The organism is Tunturiibacter lichenicola, assembly GCF_051013355.1.
Classification (GTDB): Bacteria; Acidobacteriota; Terriglobia; order Terriglobales; family Acidobacteriaceae; genus Edaphobacter; species Edaphobacter lichenicola_F.
Map to the genome: position 1 here is coordinate 2526826 of NZ_CP132944.1, position 23477 is coordinate 2550302.

General features: G+C 54.0%; 14 protein-coding genes. 7 read left to right on the forward strand and 7 right to left on the reverse strand.

The annotated features are described in order from the left end of the window. Window positions 1-285: 285 nt before the first annotated feature. Both RBB82_RS10855 and RBB82_RS10860 read right to left on the reverse strand, forming a co-directional pair. A complete protein-coding gene (locus RBB82_RS10855) occupies window positions 286-819 on the reverse strand; it encodes a hypothetical protein (RefSeq protein ID WP_433975146.1) in 534 nt (177 codons plus the stop codon). Window positions 820-883: 64 nt separating this feature from the next. Continuing rightward, window positions 884-1804 (reverse strand): hypothetical protein, encoded by a 921-nt coding sequence (locus tag RBB82_RS10860; RefSeq protein WP_433975147.1) that lies wholly within the window; start codon window positions 1802-1804, stop codon window positions 884-886. A 245-nt stretch (window positions 1805-2049) separates the two neighbouring features. Between RBB82_RS10860 and RBB82_RS10865 the strand changes: the two genes are divergently transcribed. After that, a complete protein-coding gene (locus RBB82_RS10865) occupies window positions 2050-2379 on the forward strand; it encodes a CsbD family protein (RefSeq protein ID WP_433975148.1) in 330 nt (109 codons plus the stop codon). A gap of 288 nt (window positions 2380-2667) precedes the next feature. Here the strand turns inward: RBB82_RS10865 and RBB82_RS10870 are convergent, their stop codons facing one another. Then, complete coding sequence (locus RBB82_RS10870; protein ID WP_433975149.1) at window positions 2668-2928, reverse strand: DUF3606 domain-containing protein; 261 nt, start codon at window positions 2926-2928, stop codon at window positions 2668-2670. 200 nt (window positions 2929-3128) lie between these two features. Between RBB82_RS10870 and RBB82_RS10875 the strand changes: the two genes are divergently transcribed. The 3 genes from RBB82_RS10875 to RBB82_RS10885 all read left to right on the forward strand — a co-directional run bounded on the left by RBB82_RS10875 (window position 3129) and on the right by RBB82_RS10885 (window position 5553). Then, complete coding sequence (locus RBB82_RS10875; protein ID WP_433975150.1) at window positions 3129-3728, forward strand: hypothetical protein; 600 nt, start codon at window positions 3129-3131, stop codon at window positions 3726-3728. Window positions 3729-3925: 197 nt separating this feature from the next. Then, window positions 3926-5068: an ImmA/IrrE family metallo-endopeptidase gene (locus RBB82_RS10880; RefSeq protein WP_433975152.1), complete on the forward strand. Its 1143-nt coding sequence runs from the start codon at window positions 3926-3928 to the stop codon at window positions 5066-5068. Next, the gene (locus RBB82_RS10885) at window positions 5065-5553 is read left to right on the forward strand and encodes a DUF4411 family protein (protein ID WP_433975153.1); all 489 of its coding nucleotides are present in this window, start codon (window positions 5065-5067) and stop codon (window positions 5551-5553) included. The genes RBB82_RS10880 and RBB82_RS10885 overlap by 4 nt, the downstream gene beginning before the upstream one ends. A 189-nt stretch (window positions 5554-5742) precedes the next feature. Here RBB82_RS10885 and gyrA read toward each other — a convergent pair whose 3' ends face one another. Together gyrA and RBB82_RS10895 are read right to left on the reverse strand one after the other, a co-directional pair. Beyond that, on the reverse strand, window positions 5743-8643 hold the full coding sequence (gene gyrA, locus RBB82_RS10890; protein WP_433975154.1) for a DNA gyrase subunit A: 2901 nt from the start codon (window positions 8641-8643) through the stop codon (window positions 5743-5745). 186 nt (window positions 8644-8829) lie between these two features. After that, on the reverse strand, window positions 8830-12306 hold the full coding sequence (locus tag RBB82_RS10895; RefSeq protein ID WP_433975155.1) for a TonB-dependent receptor domain-containing protein: 3477 nt from the start codon (window positions 12304-12306) through the stop codon (window positions 8830-8832). 630 nt (window positions 12307-12936) lie between these two features. Here RBB82_RS10895 and RBB82_RS10900 point away from each other — a divergent pair. The 3 genes from RBB82_RS10900 to RBB82_RS10910 all read left to right on the forward strand — a co-directional run bounded on the left by RBB82_RS10900 (window position 12937) and on the right by RBB82_RS10910 (window position 20696). After that, a complete protein-coding gene (locus RBB82_RS10900) occupies window positions 12937-16671 on the forward strand; it encodes a carboxypeptidase regulatory-like domain-containing protein (RefSeq protein WP_433975156.1) in 3735 nt (1244 codons plus the stop codon). A gap of 596 nt (window positions 16672-17267) precedes the next feature. Beyond that, window positions 17268-19913 (forward strand): TonB-dependent receptor domain-containing protein, encoded by a 2646-nt coding sequence (locus RBB82_RS10905; RefSeq protein WP_433975157.1) that lies wholly within the window; start codon window positions 17268-17270, stop codon window positions 19911-19913. A 102-nt stretch (window positions 19914-20015) separates the two neighbouring features. After that, window positions 20016-20696: a Fe2+-dependent dioxygenase gene (locus tag RBB82_RS10910; protein ID WP_433975158.1), complete on the forward strand. Its 681-nt coding sequence runs from the start codon at window positions 20016-20018 to the stop codon at window positions 20694-20696. 289 nt (window positions 20697-20985) lie between these two features. Here the strand turns inward: RBB82_RS10910 and RBB82_RS10915 are convergent, their stop codons facing one another. Both RBB82_RS10915 and RBB82_RS10920 read right to left on the reverse strand, forming a co-directional pair. Beyond that, window positions 20986-21438 carry a cupin domain-containing protein gene (locus RBB82_RS10915; protein WP_433975159.1) on the reverse strand — a complete coding sequence of 151 codons (453 nt, stop codon included), beginning with the start codon at window positions 21436-21438 and terminating at the stop codon, window positions 20986-20988. 331 nt (window positions 21439-21769) lie between these two features. Continuing rightward, window positions 21770-23311: a hypothetical protein gene (locus tag RBB82_RS10920; RefSeq protein ID WP_433975160.1), complete on the reverse strand. Its 1542-nt coding sequence runs from the start codon at window positions 23309-23311 to the stop codon at window positions 21770-21772. Between the last annotated feature and the right edge of the window lie 166 nt (window positions 23312-23477).

Sequence of the window (23477 nt, forward strand, 5' to 3'; positions counted from 1 at the left end):
CCGCAAACGTACCGGACGAACCGGACACCCGCACAGGCAGAGAAACACACCTGCGGCCCGGCAGTAACTCCGGTAGGGCAGGATGAGCACCTCTAACAGAGAACGATTGAGAGATGGGATTGGGATGAGTCCCATCTCTCTCTATCGCCAAAGCGAACGCAGCGAAACTTCATCGTTGGACGATAGCGCTGGCATGATGAGTTCATGGATCGATCAGGCTCAGCGCCCATATGTCCGGCAGAGACAAGGAAATACGAATCCGCGTGCAACCTCGTACGCCTCGCACTACTTACGAGCCGCGTCCTCCCCACCCCCGCGAGTACGCAGCAGCAAGTAGAGCCGCTCCTCCCCCAGCACGCGTCGCAGCTCCATGAAGCCGAACAGAGGAATAAACGCGCAGAATACAATAATCGACCGCGCAACTAAATCCTCCCATCGCGTCTCCAGCCACACCGACCCAAACGGCTTCCCATGAATCATGCGCTTCACGAACTCCTCTACAAAGTGAAACGCGAACACAACCACTCCAAAGACAAGCGACTTATACAGAACCGTCTGATACAGCGGCTTTGCTTCATAATTCCGGCCTAGATGCACCATCTGCGCAACAAGAATGACCTTACCGATCACCAGGGCATTGATGAGCGCGAAGCCGTAATTCAAATAATCCTCGTTGACCTCAAACCTTCGCAACAACACCGTCGTGTAAGTTGAGAGCGCGCAGAAGAAAAACGCCAGATACGCAGAGATCCAAAGATATTCCTTGAACTCTCGTGCGGCCTTCTGCTTGAAGCTGGGTGCTGCCGGATCTTTGCTCATCTCGCGTCCCTCCGATTCCCCCTTGCGCGGCCCTCACCTCATCTTCTGATCACCAGTCAGGCATCTATGTAATCGTGTAAAGCGGCGCAAACTCCGGAATCCCCGCAGTCCTCCCTGCGATCCATCGCAGCACATACACCTCAACAGGGTCGGTCAACGAATTAGTAAGCTTGTTCGGAATCACCTCGAAGATCGCATGCGCGCCGAGATCGCGATAATAATCGATGTCGGGCTCAACCATCACGCAGTTGGTCCCGTTGATGACCATCGTATCGTTCTCATGAAACGTCAACTGCACATTCGCCTCACCAAACTGAATCTGCTTCCAGCTCGACGTCGACCCCGGATGAAACAGCCCCGGATTCAACTCCACTGCGAACTGCCCAGCCGCCGTCGCCGTCTTCACCTGATTGATCAGTTCAACGTCGCACCACGCAAAGAAGCGATCCTGCGCCGGCGCATACGGCGGATCCCACCGCATCTGCTTGATGTAGCTCAGCGCAGTCCCCTGCGACAGCGCTATCTGGCTCATCGCCTCGCCAAGGTTCAGCAGACACGCCACATTCTTCTCCGTCTTATCGAGCAGGCTGTCGTATCTCGCCTCTCCCGCAGCATCATCCACATCCGAGCTGATGAACGGGTACGCCGCCTTCGCTGCCGGAAACCGCGCATTGACGAAGCTGAACCCCGGATCATCGCTCACCAGCATGATGTCGAGAATCTTGACATACGTATTCGAAAGCTCGACCGGCGTATACCCAGCCTGCTGATACCCCTGCGCCCAAACCACCACGCTGTAGTCGTCTCCGAAGTTATCGAAGAACGGAAGCGTAAAAGAGATGTCATTGTCAGAGTAGTAGTCACGAATATGCTGCGTCTGATTGCCATCCGTGATGGTCACCAGAAACTTCACAGGCTTCGAGAACGGCTGACGCGTACCATCGAAGATCCGCAGCCGAAGCGTGCTTGTACTTGTATCTCCCACAACTCACCTCCCTTTTTTGAAGAACACCAAGGTAGCACCCACGCCAGACAGATTCATAGCAACCCAGCCAATTTCTGCCGAATCCTCCCTCTCGCCGCCACCCGGCCTAACTCCCTCCAGACCAAAGATAGGCCACACCAACCGCGCCCCAATCGCCGCCAGCCGACCCGACAGAACAGAAAATTTAGCCGGCTGCGCACAATCTTGCATCTTACTTCGCATCTCACAACCTTGGAGGGTGCACTATGAAGGGTCTTCCCTGGATCATTGTTGGTATTGGAGTCGGCGCCGCCGTCACCTACATGCTGTTCAACGAACCCGAACCGGAGTACGACACCGGCTACGACGGATTCGCAGACGTCGCCCGCAAGACATTTTCCTGGGGCACCAGAAAGCAAGCCGAGGGCAAAGTCGGCTCATTCGCAGGAGCAGTCAAGCAAGGCGTTGGCAACCTCACCGGCAACCAGAACCTCGCCGACGAGGGCGCAGCCGACCGCGTAGCGGGCAAAGTAAAAGACGCCGTCGGCCAATTAGGCCAGGCCGCAGGCCAAACCATCCACGACCTCAACAAATAAGCATTGGCAAGCGCGCGCAAAAAAAATACCCGCCCCAGCCACTGGAAACAGTCGCAAAGGTGGGTATTCCATCGTCCGGCCACTAAAGCGAGTGCAAGACGGATGTACCCATTCCCACTACGCATCCATCATCTCTGTTGAAGCACTCATCCCCTTTGAGGTCCTCACCCCTTTTGAGGTCGTCACCCCTTTTGAGGTCGTCATCCTGACCCTGAGCGTAGCCGAATGGTGAAGGATCCCTGTCTTTCGTCTTTTTGTTCCACGTCGTTCCAATGTTTCAAGCAGCCATCAAGTCGTCTTATGCGACTTCAGCGCAGCCCGAACCTTATCGACATGCGTCCCATGCACCCGAATCGCCTCATGCAGCGCGTCGCCGGTCACACCAAACTCCTTCGCCCAGTAGTGAATATCCGACGACATCTTCGGATTGATCTCCTTCGGATCATGCGGGCCCTTCTTCGTCTCAACGTGCTCCGCGTGAGCGGCGCGAACTTTGGACTTCTCAGCTTCTTCGTGTTCGTGTGGACGTGCCGGATCTGGATGAGACATCGATTCATTCCTCTTTTCGCGTTCTCCTAAATGGATGTCTACATCGCGTTAGAGGATGTACCCCAAACCAAGTGCATTCCCGATAAAGGAGTTAGCTGCGATTTGGTGGGGGAATTGCGAATTTACCGCTTGTCTTGCATCGTCGGTAAATGTACTTTCGTCTATGACTTCAAACTGCTGAGTATAGGTCGTACGAAAACATGCGTTACCCATTTGCTTCCCTCCTGTTAGTTCTCTCCGGATTCGGCAACCTCGCCTTAGCTCAGCAAGCAAATGCGCCTGCTGCCGTTCCAACGCCTGTTCCCACACCCACAGCGACTGTAACTCCCCCAGCGGCAATCTCATCCCCAACTGCCCCGGATGCGTCTGGCAAGTACATGTTGCGCGATGGCACCGATGTAAATCTTCGGTTTGCAGAAGACCTAACTTCAAAGACTGCCTCTGAAGGTGATCCCGTGACGTTGACTCTTGTCGATGACCTGAAGGTAGGCGATATCGTAGTCGCGAAAGCAGGAGACAAGGCCATCGGTGAGGTCACCAAGGCCGAGAAGTCAGGAATGATGGGCAAAGCTGGGGACTTGAGCATTCGCCTCAATTACCTCAAGGCAGGCGACGTCAGGATCAAGCTACGCGGAACGAAAGGCAAAGAGGGCGAAAGCGGGACAACCGGCGCAGTGGTCCTTACCGTACTCTTCGGACCCATTGGCCTGATCAAACACGGCAAGAATGTAGAGATCAAACAAGGACAATCGCTACATGCATTTGTTGGAGACGATATCTCTCTAGTTCCAGCGAACTAGACGCATCTTATCTTGTCGTTTTGATATTGAAGGAAACGACTTCGCCTCGTAGGTCCCGCACCATGATGGTCGGAAGCGGATCGGCTTAGTGCGGAAATGGTAGATGCAAAGTTGAAGTAGAAGAATCCTAACTCCGGATTCCACTGTCATGCCTACACGTTTAAACAGTAGATCGGTATACTTTCGGAAACTGCGACATGGCTGAAGCATTGATCAACGCGGAGATCCTAAGTTGGGCACGCGGGCGCGCTCGAATGGACGTGGCGCAATTGGCACATGCGGCAAAGGCTTCGCTGGATCAGGTTCGTAGCTGGGAAGCGGGTCATAGTCGCCCATCACTTAGTAAGGCCATGGAAGTCGCTAAAGCTCTTAAAGTTCCGTTTGGGTATCTTTTTCTGTCGACCCCTCCCTTACAAGAAATCGCGATCCCCGACTTTCGCACTATTGCGGACAAGAAAAAAAACAGCCTAGGCGTTGATTTTCGAGATGTTCTCGAAGGCGCCTTGTTGAAACAGCAGTGGTTTCAAGAGTACCGAGCACGTGAGGGCGAGAAAGGATTTGGTTTCGTCCTAGATGAGCTTGGCAAAAATACAAGCGAACAGATTGCAGCTTTTATCCGGGAGGCAATGGGTTGGACAGACGAAACGCGACGTGCAAGTAACGGTGCTGGAACGTATCTAACTGAATTGGTTAATAAGGCTGAGAGCTTGGGCATCTTGGTAATGCGTAGCGGAGTAGTTGGTTCGAACAACACCAGAAAGTTATCGGTTCAGGATTTTCGCGGCTTTGCTTTGGCGGACGATGTTGCTCCTGTAATCTTCATTAATTCGAATGACGCGAAGACGGCGCAGGTCTTCACTTTTGCCCATGAAATGGCTCACGTTTGGTACGGACAGAGTGGTGTATCAGACCCCGAGGGTATCGCGCTAGCAAGACAGGGTCCAAATATCGAATTGCGATGTAACGCGATTGCTGCAAACCTTGTTGCACCAGACGAGCAGATGCGCGATGTATGGCGATCGAAGCAGAATGCTGGAAGTGTCGCGGCTCATTTCAGAGTTAGTGAGCTTGTGGTCCTTAGAAGAGCTTTCGATCTTCAACTTATCGACCTGAACGACTTCTTGAATAGAACGCAGAATACTCCCATCCGAATCGCAAAGAAGGGACAGGGCGGGAACTTTCATACGACTCTAACTGCGAGAAATAGCCCGCTTTTCACGCGGACTCTTTTGGCGGATGTTAGAAAAGGAGCGACGGGCCACCGAGAGGCCGCTCGGCTTCTAAATATCAAACCAAGCACGATCCAGAAGTTGGACAAAAGCAGGTCTTCTCATAAATGAAGCCCTACTGGATCGATTCGAATTTTTTCATAGATTCTGCAACTGGTCCCTATCCATTTAAGCGAGCACCGACCTTTTGGTCTTTCTTAGACGAAAAACTCAAAGAAGGAACTATATGCACGTCGGAGATGATATATCGCGAGTTAGTTCCGTACGGGGATGAACTCTCATCTTGGATAAAGAACAGAAAACAAAATGGCCTCTATAAGGAAGCAGATCAAGAAGTTCAAAAAAAGCTCACAATTGTTGTCGACTACGTGTCGACGTGCGGCCGATATTTGGAACCAAACGTGAACGAATTTCTTCGGGGCGCAGATCCGTGGATAATCGCACACACCTTAGCTGAGGGAGGTACGGTTGTGACGAACGAAACAGATGTACACCCCAATTCAAAAAAAGTGAGAATCCCAGACGTGTGTACTCACTTTAGTGTCCGCTTCGTTAACGGATTCGAGATGTTGGACGAACTAGACGTTGTCCTCTAGGCTTCCAAAACGGGAACGCCAAAAATAAATCGGGAATCCGTGGCGTATTTTTCGAGCATAAAAAACGTGGTGCCAAAGCACCACGTTCACCACACAAACCACCACAAATTCACCACCAAAACACCACGTTTTGGCACCCGTTTTTGTCAAAACCCCCAGCAAAAACGGGTATCCACCACGTTCTAAAAATTACTGCAACAAAGTACCTTCTTCAGGCTGTGTCTTGGCCTCTTCCGGCGGAATGACGACGGCAGCAGCCACCTTATCCTGCGTATCCAGGTCGAGCAGCTTCACACCCTGCGTACTCCGCCCAGCCGCCCGGATCGACTTGGTATCAATGCGGATAATCTTCCCAAACTGACTGATAACCATCAGCTCGCTCGTCTCATCCACAAGATTAATCCCCGTCACCTTACCATTCTTCGCCGCTGTTTTGACGTTGATAACCCCTTTACCACCACGACTTTGCAGCCGGTACTGGTCAACGTCGGTCCGCTTGCCGTACCCATTCTCCGTAACCGAAAGGATCAGGCAAGGCGTAAGCCCAAGCTGCTTATCCAGCTTCTCCAGCTTCGCCGAAACCTCCTCCGAAACCCCCGGAGCAGCCAGTTCACCCGGCTCCGCAAGCTCCAGCGGCTGAGCCTCAGTCGACACCGTAGCCTCATCCAGCACAGCTTCCACTTGGTTTGTAAGCCCCTTCGATGCAGCAAGTTCCAACCGCTTCCGGTTCCTCGCCTCATTCGAAGGCGTAACCGCCGCCCCAATCACATAGTCGCCCTTCTTCAGCGAAATCCCGCGATTTCCGGTAGCCGGACGACCCATGGGCCGCAGATCCATCTCGTTGAAACGAATAGCCATACCATCATGCGTCGCCAGGAAGATCACCTGCTGCCCATCCGTAATCCGGGCCGTAATCAGCTCATCTTCCTTATCAATATTGATAGCGATAATCCCCCTCGCCATCACATTCGAGAAGTCCTTTAGCGCCGTCTTCTTCACCGTTCCATTGCGAGTCGCGAAGAGGATGTACTTGCTCTCCTCCTCCAGATCCCTAACTGGCAGAATCGTAACGACTTTCTCCCCCGGCTGAAGCGCAACCAGCGAAGCCATCGCCTTACCTTTGCCAGCCGCCCCGATATCCGGAACCTCATAAACCTTCAGCCAGTAAACCCGCCCAGTGTTAGTAAAACAAAGGAGATAAGCATGAGTTGAGTCAATAATGAGCTGCGCGACGAAGTCCTCCTCACGAGTCTTCATCCCAAGCCGCCCCGTACCCCCACGCCGCTGCTGTCTATAGATAGAGATCGGCGTGCGCTTCAGATATCCAGTATTCGAAACCGTAACCGCAACTTGTTCATCCGTAATGAGATCCTCAAGCTGAAGCTCAGCGGTCTCATCAATAATCTGAGTACGGCGAGCGTCGCCATACTTATCCCGAATCTCCGTCAGCTCCTTAACAATCACCTTCCGCAGCTTAGCCGGCGACGCCAGAATCGACTCAAACTCCGTAATATTGTCCCGAACCTCAGCCAGTTCCTTCAGCAGCTCATCAATAGAAAGCTGCGTAAGCCGGTACAGCTGCAGTTCCAGGATCGCGTCAATCTGCTTATAAGAGAGAATCAGCGTCCCAGTCGTACTGAACGTCATGTCAACGCCGTACTTAGCCGGATTCAGCGTGACACCAGCTAGCTCGGTCCCGCGCAGGTTGATGCGCTTATTCGAAAAATAAGAGAACAAGTTCTCACGAGCATCAGCCCTGCTGCTCGACTGACGGATGATCTTGATGACGTTGTCCAGATGATCCAACGCGATCTGGTAACCAAGCAGAATATGTTCGCGATCACGAGCCTTGTTGAGCAGGAACGCAGTACGTCGCCGCACCACCTCAACACGGTGATCAAGGAACGCACGGATAGCCTGATCTAACGGCAACTCCTTCGGCTGCCCATTATGGACAGCCAGGAAGATCATCGAGAACGACTCCTGCATCTGCGTGTGCTTGTGAAGTTGATTGAGCACGATCTGGTGTTCAGCGCCACGCTTAAGACCAATCACAATGCGCATACCATCGCGGTCAGACTCGTCGCGGAACTCGTCGCGAGCGATATCAGTAATAACGCCTTCATTCACGAGCTCCGCGATGCGCTCAATGAGCTTGGACTTGTTTACCTGATAAGGGATCTCGGTAACGATGATTGCCTGACGTCCGCCGGAGATGTTTTCGATCGAAGCCTTAGCGCGCATCATAAAGCGTCCGCGACCGGTGCGGTAGGCGTTGGGGATATTAGTCTTGCCGAAGAGATAGCCACCGGTCGGAAAGTCGGGCCCGAGGACATGTTCAAGCACCAGATCCAGATCAGACCGGTGATCTTGCGGCGACTTGTTGAGCAGTGAGATACAGGCGTTCACGATCTCGGTGAGATTGTGCGGCGGGATGTTGGTCGCCATGCCAACGGCGATTCCTGAACTGCCGTTGACGATGAGATTCGGGATGCGCGCCGGCAGGACGGTCGGCTCAAGCGAGGACTCGTCGTAGTTGGGAGAGAAGTCGACGGTGTCGTAGTCGATGTCAGCCAGCATCTCGCCAGCGAGACGCGTAAGGCGGGACTCGGTGTAACGCATGGCAGCGGCGGAGTCGCCATCAACTGAGCCGAAGTTTCCCTGGCCGTCTACCAACAGGTAGCGGAGAGAAAACGGCTGTGCAAGCCGAACCATGGTGTCGTAGATGGCCGAGTCGCCGTGGGGATGGTAGTTTCCCATGACGTGGCCGACGACCTTAGCGGACTTGGTGTACTTCTTATTGAACTGAAGGCCCATCTCCTGCATGCCGTAGAGAATACGACGATGAACGGGCTTGAGTCCGTCGCGGACATCCGGGAGAGCTCGTCCGATGATGACCGACATCGAGTAGTCGAGGTACGACCGGCGCATCTCCTCCTCAATATTGATGGAGAGCATGAAGGCCGCGCCGCGCCCCTGCACGGTCGAGGGACCGTCGGGGGGAGAGCCTGCCGGGGGAGGATTGTTGGAGTTCGCGTCCTGCGGGGAGGGTGGGTTATTCGGGTCTTGCGGAAAGAGATCGTCTGCCATGGTTTCTTCTATGATAAATGCTTGATTTGGCGGGGTAAAGCGGACGATAAAGGGGTGATTTTGCAGTTGTTACTTCGTGCAGAAAATGCGGGACTTAGAGCGCTTTTAAATAAGCAAGTCGGAATGGTGGAAATATAAAAAGGGACAGGCTTTTGGCCTGTCCCTTTGAAGCTTCCAATAACTTACTTAGAAGTATAACTTCCCGGACAATTGCATGGTTCGTGCGTTGTTCAGGAAGACCTTGCCAGGCTGTCCGAAGAACGCGTTATCCACTGTCTGGAAGTTGACATAGGTGCTGGTGTTGGAAGTCGTATTGATGTTGTTGACCGTACCCGGAGTGTATTGGGCGTGGTTCAGGACGTTGTAGGCCTGCGCGCCGAACTCGAACGAGTAGCGCTCGCGGAAGGTGATGCGCTTGTAGGCCGCCAGATCGAAGTTATTGATCGGGCGAGTTGCCACCGTATTACGCTGGCCCGTAGGGAGGGTACCAGCCTGAGCTTGGATGTAATACGCGTTCGGGTTGTCTGCAACATAGCCTACTGTGTTCGCAGCGCATGTCGTCGCAGTTGGGTTGGCGTCGGTGGCGCAGAGGTAAGCAAGGTTAGAGGCAAACTGAGGGCTTACCGTGCTGGCGGTCCCCTTCTTGCCATTCGGGTTAATGATAGTCCGATCGATGATTGCACTATCGCCGTTCAGGTTGGAGTTCACGTTAGAGAGCGCAGTTGCGTACTCAGGCGATTCGTACGTGTAGATCGGTGACACCGTCCAGTTACCCACGACATTCTTCAGCAGGAACGAGTTCGAGTGCTTGTAAAGCTGCAGATCGTACACCGCTTCGAGAGAGATGCGATGCGTACGATCCAAAGCTGACCGGCTGTAGTCGGCGTTGACGTCCTGCGAGTTCTGCGGACGGCGCGGCGTGAGTGTGGTTGCAAAGACCTCAGCTGTCGCATCATCCAACGTCTTGCTGTAGGTGTAGGAGAGGTTGGCCTGCAGCCCGGCGGTAAAGTTGCGAGTTACGTTGGCAACCAGCGCGTTGTAGTTGGAGCTTGAGAATGGCTGGTACGAGGTTATTTTGCTGGTGAACCCGCCAAGCCCATCGGCGGGATTGCGGAATTGGGGCAAGATGTTGCCGCCTACTGACTTAGGATTAATTGCGCCCAATGTATTAGCGCCTGCGGGAGCGGTGACCGTTGTGGAACCTGACAAAAGGGTTGGAAGCTGATTCGCTGCGTTGACTCTGGGTTGGACGTTGAGTTGAATCTGAGTGGGCAGGTGGATGCCGCGAGTACCCACATATCCGATCTCAGCCGTATAGTTGGTGGCAAAGGTGCGCTGGATCGTGAGGGTATAAGTCTCGGCGTACGGCACTACTTGATTCGGTATGAAGGCTGCCGTAGATGCGCGCTGATCTGCGAGTCCCGCTGGAGTATTCGGGAAGACTAAGATACCACCGTTTCCTGGAGGCAAACCACCGCCTGCCAGGAAGCCTGGGTCACCCGGCGCGGGATTGCCGGGGTTGCCGACGTCGTTCGTTGAGGAGTACTGGGGTGGGAAGGAGAGCGTGCCCAGGTTATCAAAGAGCACGTCGTATGCGAGACCGAATCCAGCACGCACCGAGGTCTTGTCATCTGGAGCAAAGTTCACGCCGAAGCGTGGAGCAAAGCTCTTACCGGCAGGCTCCGGCTTGGCGAAGTTGATAAGTCCGAGAACTGACGCCGCTGCGTTCAATTGCTGCGCTCGCTCGCCAACCGGGACAGCGGTGAATTCATACCGAAGACCGGCATTAAGGGTGACCTTCGGGCTCACGCGCCATGTGTCGTTCACATAGCCATAGAGCGCTGTCTGATCGCCGTAGTAAGTCAGGTTGCCTGTCGAGCGCTCGCCGAAGCTGGTTGGGGCCAGGTCATGCATGTACTCCGACAGACTGTCCCACTCATAATCGCCGCGGGCACGTTGTGTGAATCCCTGTGGGGAGATGTACTTGCGGCCGTCAAAGCCGAACTTGAGGGTGTGTCTGCCTTTGACGTAGCTGATGTTATCCGTGAATTGATAGAGGTTTTGGATTGTGAACTGAGGTGCGTTGGAATCGGGTCCGAGGTTCACGAAACCCTGATCATCGAAGGTGAGGTTTGGAAACTGATCCAGACCGGGATAGCTAAAGTTTCCTGCAGTCAAAGTATTCGAATAGCGGTTGAAACCGATGCGGGCTTCGTTGGTCAGATTCGGAGTAAACGTGTGGAATTCGCTGAGAGCAATAAGCTGGAACCGAAACGGCTGCTGCGTAAAGAAGATAGGGAATGGAATTGTGCCCGTGGCTGTGTCCGTATCAGAGAGACGGTTGTAGACATAGCGTCCACGGAAGTTGTCTTTGCTCGAGATGGTGTAGTCCACGCTGGCCGTGAATACGTTGAAGTTGGAAGGAGCGCCTGCGGTGCTCTGGTAGTTGCCTAGTGGGATGGACGTGGAGGGTGATGCTCCACCGTAGATTCCGGAGCTCGGATCCAATGCCGTCCCCTGGTAAATATTCAGGGATTGCGGGCCGGTAGACTGGCTGCCGCACGAAACATCTTGGCTGGCGTCGATCGCTGAGCCATTAGGCCCGGTAATCGTTGCAGCAGGGGTGTACTTCAAATATTGAGCCAAATTAGTGGAGTTCAGGCCATAACTGGCAGGCAGGGATTGAAGGGCTGCAATTCCAGCAGCGGTCGGAACGCACGAGAAGATAGCAGGGTTCTGTCCGATCGAGTTGCGTTCATAGTTGGCGAAGAAGAAGAGTTTGTCCCGCACAATCGGTCCGCCGACCTGTCCACCATAGCGATTGTTGTCATAACGCGGATTGATCGCGGGCTTACCTCCCTGCGTTCCGCTCTCGGCGTTCAGATTGCGGTTCTGAAAGTACTCATAGATACGACCATGAAATTTATTGGTTCCCGAGAGGACGTTGGTGTTGAACTGACCGCCCGAAGAGTGGCCGAACTCGGGCGAGAACTGGTTGGTGATCAACGTAAAGTTCTCAACGGAGTCGTTCGGTATATAGATGAGAGGCCCAGTTACAGCCTTATTGTTATTGTCGATACCTTCAATAGTGAAGTTGTTGTTACGGGGACGCTGTCCGCCGATGGATGGGCCGACGCCGATACCGATGCCGCCGCTGGAGGCAACCCCCGGGCTAAGGAGCGAAGCATTCAAAACGCCGAAGCCAGTAGATCCGCCGGATGAAGTGGACGGAAGGTCGGTAAGTTCGACGTTACTGAACGATTGGGTAAGGTTGGTGCTGGTCGTGTCGAGGACTGCGCCTGCCTCAGCCGCAACCTCGACAGTGGCGTTTGCGCCAATGGTGAGGGTCACATTGGTTGTAGAAGTCTTATTAAGTTCGATCACCACGCCGTGAAGCGTATAGGGCTGGAAGCCCCCAGAAGTAATGACGAGATCGTACTTACCTGGAAGTAGGTTGCCAACGCGGAATTCACCGCTGGCCCCCGCCTTAACTTCAACAGCAACTGCGGTTTCTTCATTCGTAGCTTTTACGGTCGCGTTGGAGATGATGGCCCCTGAGGGGTCTTTGACTGTTCCTACTAGGTCGCCACTCGTGGTCTGACCCAGTGCGGCGCCCACGAATGCCATCGTAATGGCGGGTACAAACAGTGAGATATGTCGCATGTCTTATTTTCTCCAGTGCTGGTTGTTAATGAGCCCAAGATTGCAGCTTTGCTTCGAAACATTCTTTTGGAATCTGTACGGATACAGGACACTTGGCAATTCAATAGCCAAATTGACACGATTTAGCTAACTCACCTTGAACCTGATACATGCGCTACTTTCCCCGAAACTCCGATGAAAGTACAAATATGAATCTTTGTAGAATTCTTGGGTTACGTGCGGGCGAAACCGGCATGCGGACTGGAGGGCTCTAGGCCGAATGCGCCAAAGGTGGGGCCAAAAATATTGTTTTCAATAGATTTGTCATCTTTTTGTCCATTTTTACGTTTGAACATCGAATGGAAGCCCTTTTTTGGCATTCGGAACGAGAGCTGATAACGAATGTGCAAATTTATCGATAAATACTTTTTAGATATGAAAACTTCTTTCAAGAAGTGGGTTATATGGTTTTCAAAAGAATTTCCTTCGAAGCGGCCACGGGCAAGCTTGACTCTGACCCCGGTACTCCAAGCTTCGGTATCGTCCCTCAGATCGAAACTCGTCTTCGCTGGTTCTATCCTTTTATAATCATGCGCTTATGAGAAAATCAAGAATTGGACCGAATGGCATTAGACATGCTTGAGCCTTATCATGCTATTCGATATTTACCTTTCCGCCATTATTCTCAGCGTTGTCGTGTATCTGAAGCTTCTCAAAAAATTCTTCTCACGCACTCCAGGGAGCGCCGGTGGAATGTTGAAGGGTCTCGGATTCGCTCTGGTTCTACTCACCACTTCGATTTTTAGCTATGGACAGGCCACGTCGGTGAATGGTGGGTCCATTCAAGGAAGTATCACTGACCCCTCCGGGGCTGTGGTCCCAGACGCGAGCGTTACGGTCCTCGACACCGACACGGGTTCGTCGAAGACTGTTATCACCGACAAAGCTGGGTTCTACAGTGTCGGTCCGCTGAATCCTGGTAATTACACCGTGACCGTTGTAGGATCGGGTTTTGAGCACCTGTCAGTAAAGACGGTGGTGCGCACGGGTACGGCAACATCAGGAAGCTTCAAGCTGACCCTAGGTTCTTCCGCGGAGACGGTTGAAGTGAACGCCGGCGCCCTCCAGATTAATACCGATCAGATCGGTGTAGCGGGCGTTATCACCCGCGAGCAGATAGACTCACTTCCAGTCAATGGTCGCGACATCCTGGACTATGCTCAGTTGCAGCCCGGCGTCATTCTGCAGTCCGGTCAAACCTTCGATCCCACCAAGGCCGGCTACTCAGCTATCTCTGTTAGCGGCGTAGGCGGACGAACGACACGCATTCTCCTCGACGGTCAGGACATCACCGACGAAACCGTCGGTACGACTATCTACAATGTGCCCTCCGGCGCGATTCAGGAGTTTCAGCTCAACCGTTCCACCCAGGACGTCTCAGGTTCAGTAACCTCGACCGGTCAGGTTCTCGTTTCGACGCAATCCGGTACTAATGCCTTTCATGGAAATCTGTTCTACAACTTCCAGGATGCTCGCGCTGGTGCCGCGGAGGTAGGTGGACTGCAGGCTCCCTTCCAGCGCAACCAGTTCGGTGGCTACTTTGGCGGACCGATCATCAAGGACAAGCTCTTCTTTTACGGTGGCGCTGAGCGTATCAAGCAGTCTGAGGAGGATGTGGCCCTCGGAGCTAGCCCGGTGTTCTCGGCGATTCTTCAGCAGTATCCGTTTGTTCCCGCTCCGTTCACCGATACCTTCAGCTATGCGCGTTTGGACTACAACGGTCCAAAGGGAATCCACTTTTTTGTTCGCGGCGTCTACAGCGTCAATTCCGACCTCGCTACCTTCGGCTTGGCTCCCTACCAGCTTTATCAGAATCGCGACAACGTCCCCGGACTTGTAGGCGGAGCCGACTTCACGACTGGCCACTTCACTCACTCTTTCCGTGGCGGCTACGAGAAGTTTCATAACCTGCTCCAGGACGGAACCGCTGGACTGTCCTCTATCTATAATCCGTCTGGGCCGGCTTTGGGCGGCTTAGTCACCCTGACCGGAAGCTTGAATGCTGGTCCCAACTATCTTGCTCCGCAAGGAACATTCCAGACGGACAAGCAGTTCCGTTACGACGGCAGTTGGACCAAAAGTTCGCATACGATCAAGTTCGGCTTCGACATGAATCGGCTCGCCAGCGGAGGATTTGCTGAGTTCTTCGGATCCGCTCTGTTCACAAGCCTGGAGGCCACCCCCAGCAATCTTCCAGCGGGTTTGGATCCAACGAATCCGCTTAACTATGTCGCACAGTATTACTACATCGGCAATGGCAATAGCCTCTTCTCCGAAAGGCCGGGCTTTGGCCTGGCTGGTGGTCTCTCCCCCAGCTGGCGATTTGGTGCTTACGTCGCCGACACCTGGAAAGCGACTCCTTCCTTCACGCTCACTGCCGGTCTGCGCTGGAGCGTCGACACAGATCGCGCTAACCAGGATCTTCCAACTCCACTTTGCTCAAGCGTAGATCCCTCATTGCAGTTCGCTGGTTGCACAGGAAATACTCCTCTCTTCGACCAATATCAGGCCGGTCTCGGCGTACGCACCCACCAGCCCTACGCCAACTTTGGGCCTCAGCTCGGCTTCAACTTCAGCCCGGGAGACCACAAGACGTCACTTCGCGGTGGCATCGGTATCTTCTATGAGAGCAGCGTCTTCAACAACACGGGAAACGCGCGCACAGAGGTTGTAAACTCTGATTTCCCATCACAAAATCAGGCATTTGCTCCTCAAGGAGCATCAAGCATCCAACTGCCAGGCTACGGAACTATCACTTCGGCTCCAGACGGAACTCCCGTCTCTCAGATCCTGAGTGAGCCGATCGGTCAGGCTGCTTTTGAGCTGAACGCAATCAAGGCTGAGTATCAGGCGAAGGTGGCGAATGTTGCTGGCCCCAATCCCTCTTACATCGGCACAGGGAACGCTCTATATGCAAACAGCATATATGGGGGGCAGTACAAGAGTCCGTACTCGATTCAGTTCAATGGCGGCATTCAGCGCGAGCTTGCTAAAGGTCTAATACTGAGTGCCGACTATGTTCACAACGCGACTCTAAAAATTCCACTCACTGTGGACGTCAACCATTCAGGCGCAGCCCGCAACCTCAATGTAGCTGCAGCTAAAAACTCGATTGCTGCGACGACCGCAGCTTTCGGTTGCTCCGGCGGATCGTCGCAGGCGGCTATCAGTTGCGCCATCGCAAACACAGCCAACACCGTCCACCCGGGAACCGGCGCGCAGATTACGGACTTCGCTGCGGTGCAGGTCGATGCGGACGGCAATCCTATTGCCGGCGGTCTCGATTCTTCCGCCGTGTCTTTCAGCGGCGCTTCACCCTTGGCGTACGGACTTACGCCCGCGACCGGAGCAGCATTTGCGGGAGACAATCCCAACGTTGGCGCTGGCAAATTTATTCTTCCTGTTGGACGCTCTGGATATGACGCACTCCAGGTTGTTCTGCAGCAGCAGAAATCTCACCCTGCGCCTGGTATTGTGAGCAGCAACGTCCAGGTCTCTTATTCACTCTCACGCATCGTCTCTGGTAATAACGGGAGCAATCCCGCCGACCAGTTCTTCGCAGGGGCTCTTTCCTACGATAACGATGATCCGAATCGCTACCTTGGCCGCACCCCGCTGGATCATTCCAACGAACTAAGCTTTGGTGGAAGCCTGGGGCTCAAGTACGGACTGCAGGTAGCAATGATCGGTCACTTCTTCTCCGCTTCTGCTGCCTCACTCACTCTCGACAATCTCTCTGGAGCCACAGGACAGATCTTCCAGACGGATGTGAACGGTGACGGAATCGGAGGCGACCTTGTTCCGAGCACAATCCCCGGAGCTTATGAGCACGAGATTAAGGGAGGAAAAGGCCTTAACACCTTGATCAACAACTACAACGCTGCGTATGCAGGTACGCCGACCCCCGCTGGTCAAGCTCTTATTGCCGCTGGTCTCTTCACCCAGGGGCAGTTGCTTGCTGCAAACGGCGTGCAGCAGGCGATCGCATCGGCTCCCAGCAACCCGCTGAACAATGCGGCGCTTCGTACGTTCGATCTGAGTGCAAACTATCCGATCCGTTTCAATCGCTTCCACGAGGGCCTTGCTCTTATTCCTGGGGTTGCAATGTACAACGTTTTCAACATGAGCAACTTTGGCTTTATCCCTGGAATTGTAGGCTCTGCAACAGGAACGCTTTTGAATCAGGGTGATGCTGGGCAACCTGGGTATTACAACGGCACTAGCGACCAAGCCACGCTGAATCAGGCACGCACCACGCGTAACTCAGGCACTTTTGATCAGGGCGGACCTCGCACCACAGAGTTCCAGCTCAAACTCAATTTCTAACAACAATTTTTATTCGAAGGGTGGAGACTTTAGTCTCCACCCTTTTTTTGCGCGTTAAATCTCTGAGGTTCGGATACCGAATCCTGTCGCCGATCTCTCTAGTTTGCAAATCATCAGCGTGAGATCAGCGGCAGATGCGAAGCATTCCCAAGATCTACGACAAGATTGATCGTATATTTATAGTGAAATAGGACCGAGTCTGTCGTATATTAAAAGCATCGCAACTAAAGACAGTTTGTGAAGTTTGACCGTGGATGTGCAGGGTATGACCAGATCTCACGGGTTGTCTTGGCGGAGACCGCGAGAATCTGGAAGCTACAGTCGGAGTGAGTGCGGCTATCTGCATTAAATGGCTCGCCTGCCAAGCTGCTCGTAATCGGCTCAAAATCCACTGCAAATTTGGTACAGCTTCGAGATTCCTTAAGGAATATATCTCCCGCGAGAATTTCGAAGATTAGCGGTCAACGGTGAAACACGTCTGTTCGTGACTGAACCCGTTGACTGGAGTTGGATCGACCGCGAAGATCTACCTTTTCTCTGTCGGAATAGAGAAGTGATTGAACTTCGCGAGCGGAACAGTTATTCGAGGAGATGGGATGAAACGTAATACGCGTAAGATGACAGGCAGCAAGAGGGGCCGAGGGACGATCAGCTGCGGCCGCGGATGGATTGCGGCTGGAACCCTCGCAGCGTATGCGGCGATCGGTGGGACGAAAGTGGCAATGGCGTCTGTTGAGAGAGCGGGTCCAGCAGCCGACGGTGCGGCTGAAGCTACGCTGCCGTTGAAAAAGTTCGATATTGCTGCCGGGCCTCTGGATGTAGCGGTGAAGGCATATGAAAAAGCAACGGGATTAACAGTGAAGATCGTGCTGCCGGCGGGAACAGTGGCAGGGTTCAATTCGCCCGGGGTCGTGGGGCTGTTTCGCGAGGATGAAGCACTCCGGCAGCTGCTAGATGGGACGGGATTGAACTACCGTGTGGAAGATGCTGCAACAATGCTTGTGGGGGTGCAGTCGAAGGATACTGTCTCTGTAACCGAAGCGATTACAGATGCAGTTGCGCTTTCGAAGTTTACCGAGCCGCTCCTTGATACCCCACAAAGCATCACCGTTGTGCCCCAGTTTGTCATGAAGGACGAGGCTGTCACGACGCTGCGGGATGCCTTACGCAATGTGCCGGGTATCAGCTTGGCGGCAGGCGAGGCGGGAGCTCAGGGGGACAACCTCACGATCCGCGGCTTTACTGCGAGGAATGACATTTTCCTTGACGGGATTCGCGACTTCGGGAGTTACTATCGGGACTCGTTCAACTACGAGCAGGTGGAAGCGCTGGAGGGGCCCGCTGGGGTTCAGTTTGGACGAGGGTCAACTGGTGGCGTGATCAACCAGGAGAGTAAGGTTCCTTCGGTGCAGAAGTTTCTGAATGTCCAAACTCTGTTCGGGACTGATAAGACACGGAGGATTACCGGAGACGTCAATCTGCCAGCTTTGCACGTTGTCGGTGGAACGTCGTTTCGTGTCAACGCAATGGGACAGGAAAGCGGCGTTGCAGGACGCGATTACGCGGAGATCCGTCGATTCGGAGTTGCGTCGTCTGTCTCAATTGGATTCAATACCAAGACGCGAGCAACGCTTAGCTACTTTCATATCTCCGAAAGCGATACGCCAGACTATGGGCTGCCGTGGTTCTTCAACGGGGTTGCACCAGGATCAATCCGGCACAATTACTACGGATTGCCTGATGAGAATTATCTCAAGACCAACGATGACATTCTGACACTCAAGGCGGAGCATGAATTTTCTCCGAATCTGAATCTGCATACGATAGCAAGGGCTGCAAACTATCCACGGCAGGCGCAGATCACGGAGCCGCAGATATGCTCGAACGCCCCGCTTAGTGTGCCAGTGGGTGGATTTGTTACGTCTCTGCCGACCTCGGCGGTAAATACGGCGTTGCCTTGCGCATTCACTGCGTCGAGCGATCCAAGTACGATCGTGGTAAACCGCAACCAGATCCAGACGAAGAGCGTCGAGGGAGACCTATGGGATCAGACCGAGGTAACGGCACGATTCCAGACGTTTGGTATAAGACACGCGCTTGTCGCAGGTGTCGAAGGCGGGCAAGAGATCTCGAATCCTATCCGGTCGAGCTATGCCATCAACAAGATCAACACTGTGCCGTCAACGATGCTCGATGATCCAAATGCACAGCAGCCATTTAGCGGTACTGGATACATTTCGTCCATCGTGCATACGAAGTCGGAGAGCGTTGGAGTGTACTTTGTCGACACGATCAAGCTTGGACGGCTGTTTGAAGCTACTGGAGGAGTTCGGTGGGACCGCTTCGATACCGGGTACAACTTGTGGCAGCCGACTCCGCCTGCTGGCGGGATAGTGACGGCGCCTGTGGCTCCGATCAGTCGTGTGGATGAGCAGCCTACTTATCGAGCTGCGTTTGTGTATAAGCCTTCGGCTCGCGGGAGCGTGTACTTCGACTATGGGACAAGCTTCAATCCTGCGGCAGAGTCGCTTAGCTTGAGTGTTGGTCTGGCGAATAGCTCGGCAGCTCCTGAGGAGAACGAGACCTACGAAGTTGGTGCGAAGTGGAGCTTCCTCAACGAACGGCTGATGACAGAAGGAGCCTGGTTTCGCACAGAAAAAGACAATGCGAGGGAGACAGACCCGACCAACTCCAACAATATTGTTGCCGCGGGAAATCAGTTGGTGAAGGGCGTTCAGTTCAGCGTGGTGGGGCGGCTGCCACAGGGAATGGACATCGTTGCAGGCTATGCCTACCTGGATAGCGCGGTGATCTACTCTAAGTTCTTTCCCACGGCGGTGGGCTTTCCGCTGGCAAATGTGCCAAAGCAGACGTTCAATCTGTTTGTGACGCATAAGCTGCCCTGGCGGTTGAATGGTGGCCTGGGAGGAAACTACGTGGGTGCCCGTACCGCCAGTTCTACGGTGCCGTATATACCCACGTCCTACTCTGGTCCGATCAGTTATATCGGTCCGAATGGTGCTCCTGCGGTGCACTATGAGGTGTTGGCGACGGAGATCAAGCAGGTGCCTGGATACTGGATATTCAATGCGATGCTCAAACGGCCTTTGACGGAGCGATTTGAGTTGCAGGCGAATGTGAACAACATTCTGAACCGGTACTACATCGATCTGCCGCATCCGAGCCATCTGGTTCCTGGAGCTGGCGCGAGCGCCTTGATTGGTGTGAACTTCAAGTTCTAACCTTGTTCGTAGATTCTCGTTTGTAGATTGTAGAAGTCGGCTGGAATCTTTCCCGCCAACTTACTTTTTGTTTTGCGAGTTGTTTGCAGGAGTGGGTGGACGATGCTGATTACGATTCCCGATGTGTTGAGTGCTGGTGAGGTTGCGCAGGCGAGGGCGGCGCTCGATGCGGCGGAGTGGGTGGATGGAAAGGTGACGGCGGGGTACCAGGCTAAAAGTGTGAAGGAGAATCTGCAGCTGCCGGAGGGGCATCCGGTGGCGGTGAAGCTGGGGGAGATGGTGCTTGGTGCGCTGGCGCGGTCTCCTTTGTTCATGTCGGCGGCCCTGCCGCTGCGTGTTTTTCCGCCGATGTTTAACCGGTATACCGGCGGTGGGCACTTCGGGACGCATGTGGATACGGCGATTCGTTCGAATGCGACGACCGGTCAGCGGATACGGACCGATGTGTCGGCGACGCTGTTCCTGTCTGGGCCAGAGGAGTATGACGGTGGCGAGTTGTCGGTAGAGGATACGTATGGGGTTCATTCAGTGAAGCTGCCTGCGGGGCATATGGTGCTGTATCCGGCTACGAGCTTGCATCGGGTGTCTCCAGTGACGCAAGGGGCGAGAGTTGCGTCGTTCTTCTGGGTGCAGAGCATGGTCCGGAGCGATGGAGACCGGGCGCTGCTCTATGACCTCGACACGGCGATTCAACGGCTGGCGGTGGATGTTCCGGGAAACGCGGCTGGGGTGCAGCTGACCGGGGTTTATCACAACCTGCTTAGGCGCTGGGCAGAGATGTAGTGCCTGGGGGCGTACCCCCCACCCCCCCCCATACCTATGCGTAAAGCTGCTATTTTCAACGTTTTACCGATTTAGTTCCCTGTAAAAATGTCATTCTAAATGGGTTACGGCCAAATATGTGCAAACAAACGAGTTGCTTCGATTTGATACCTTCCAGATGAAAACTCCTCGCGAGTGACCGGGGTTTTCTGTTTCAATCCCTGATTAAGGATGATAGGACCAGAGACAAATCCATGCGCCATTCGAGTTCACTTTGTCTGGCGCGGGAATTTCGATCGACAGGTGCCCTCTATGCATTCTTTGCCAAAATTTTAGTGAAGTAGAACGTCATAAGAGTGCTTCCTGTGTTCGTGATGCCGTGGAGTACGTTTGCTTCGGAATACATCATGTCGCCGGGTCCTACCTGGGTCGTGACTCCATCGACAACGATCTCGCCAGTTCCTGCGGTGACTATTACGAGTTCCTCCTCGGGGTGACGATGAGGTGGGTGCGGCCGAGAGCCAGGTTCGAGCGTGACTACGCCAGAAGCCAGCGCCGCTAGCTGCAATGTAGGACCGTTAAAGTGGACTCTGGCCTTTGCGCCGGGGCTGTCGCCTACCGCGGGAAGGCCTTCGAGTTTCACGACTGAACTCTTGAGCGGGCTCCCCGTTTGTATGGTGTCAACGTGAGTGATCTGCTGAGACGCCTGTACAAACGCGCTCGGAAGCAGAGCTGTTGAGGCTAGAAATCCTCTTCGATTCATCGTCATCTCCTCGGCTGCTCCGTTAATCTGAAAGCTTATCGTATCTACAAAAGGCTGAATTCTAATTGTGGCGCTGGGCGTAGATGTCGTGCTTCGTACCGGACTGAGGTGAGTGTCGGGGTTTTCGTTTTCTACTCCTGATTTAAGGATAGAGGATTGGAGATAACTCATACGCCACGCCAATCCCCTTATCTGGAGCGGGGATTTGCAGTTTTGGGGCTTGACACGCGATTTTGCTGAGGTTTTTGCTGGTGATTGACTTCAAATTTTGAATTTAGCTTATGGCGCAGCCAACTGCCTATAGGCGACTATCGGGACTATTTCTGGTCGATCACAGAGTTTTTAGAAACGCGATCAATGCTTTGTGGTCTTCTTCGGAAAGATCGAGTCCGAACTCGTGGCCTTTTACGGCAAATGTTTTGACTCCATACGGTTTGAAGCCGGTGGGCACATAGTCGTCACGCAGGCGCGCCGGGTCAAACCAATCTTCCAAGGTGGCACACCACCCGCTATGACCGAACATGCTGCGATACCAGACGCCTTTGAGCGAGGGGACCTTGTAGTAGCCGGTCCCGCGGCGGGTGTTCATGGTGAGGGAGGGATCGGTGCCTACGGAGACGGAAGAGATGTTGTATTTCGCGCGTGCGTCTTCCGCTACGGTGAAGCCGGGAGCGGGGGTAAGCTTGTTGTTGGTGTAGAGGGGCGGGGTATGGCAGCGGGTACAGCCTTCGTTGGCAAAGACTTTTTGGCCGCGGGCGGCGTCGGCGTCGAACTTGTTGGGGTTGGGTGGGGGCTTGAGCGAATAGATGTAGAGAGCAACGGCGTAGAGCTGTTCGTCGCTGTAGCGGCCGCCGACAGCGATAGGGTCGGAGGGGTTTGGAAGTTTGTTGAACGTTGGTATGTCGGCGGGGATGAAGCCATCGAAGCTGGCGAGAGAATCCGCGCCTTGATTGAGGGCGGCGTAACGCATGAGATCGACAATAGAGTGCTGCTGCTGGAGCCCGGTACGATCCAGATAGTGGCGGTCCGCGACTCCGATCAGGTTGGGCACCTGGATAGGCTCGAAGAGACTCCCCCGATGGCGAGCAGCGACCCCGGCAGGGACCGAGGCAAAAAGTGCTCGCATCTGGTCCTCGGAGAGAGACTTCATGCGATCAGCGGGGTCTGGGGTCATCCAAGGCATGCCAAATAGCGCCTCCAAAACTGGGAAAGGAAAAGAGTCTGCCTGCGCCAGCGCGGGGCCGAAGGGAAGGTTTCCCTGTGCCCCTTTGATTACACTGCCGCCTGGCATTACTCGCGTATGGCACATGACACAACCGAACGAGCCTAGCTCGACTGTGCCTTTTTCACGGATGACATAGTGCATAAAGGGCATGATGCCGTCGGGGGTCAGGGGCATGCCGGTCTTTTCGTAGAACGCGGGGTTGGTCACGTCCTCCATGCGAAACCCACCCTTGTGTTCGGTGGAGTAGATAATGGAAGCGTCGAGGACGACCTCGCCGGCCTTGATCCAGTCGGCTTGAGTTTTCAGCTTCGGTTTGTGTGTCGTGCCGTCCCAGAGGACGATTGGCTCCTGTTGCTTGAGCCATTCCATGTATCCTGCAGGTTCGCGGCCGGGTGCGTAGACGGGATACTGCTTGTAGATCGGCCGCACTGGAATTCGGTAGTAGTAGTCGGCTGAGACGTGTTTGGGGGAACCGATTGGATTGGCCAGGGGGACTTCGAGCTTGTCCATCTCCGTGTCGTCCCAGGTCTTTGGAACGGTAAAATTCTTTGTCTGCGAAGACTGGCTAAACATCCCTGCGTGAGGCAGAAGAGTCAGTGCAAGTAGAGTTGGCTTTGCGGCGTGACGCAGTATTGCCCGGATCGTCATGGTGTCCCTCGGGTGTGTCGATTTGGCGACAAGTCCATCACGAACGACTATCTGCTGTGCTGCGGACGCCAGCCTAGTAAAAATGCGACATTTTATATGGGGGTGTTCAGAAAACGACCTAAAATACTTTTATTCAAGACGTTCGTCGATCACGGGCCCGCTGAGA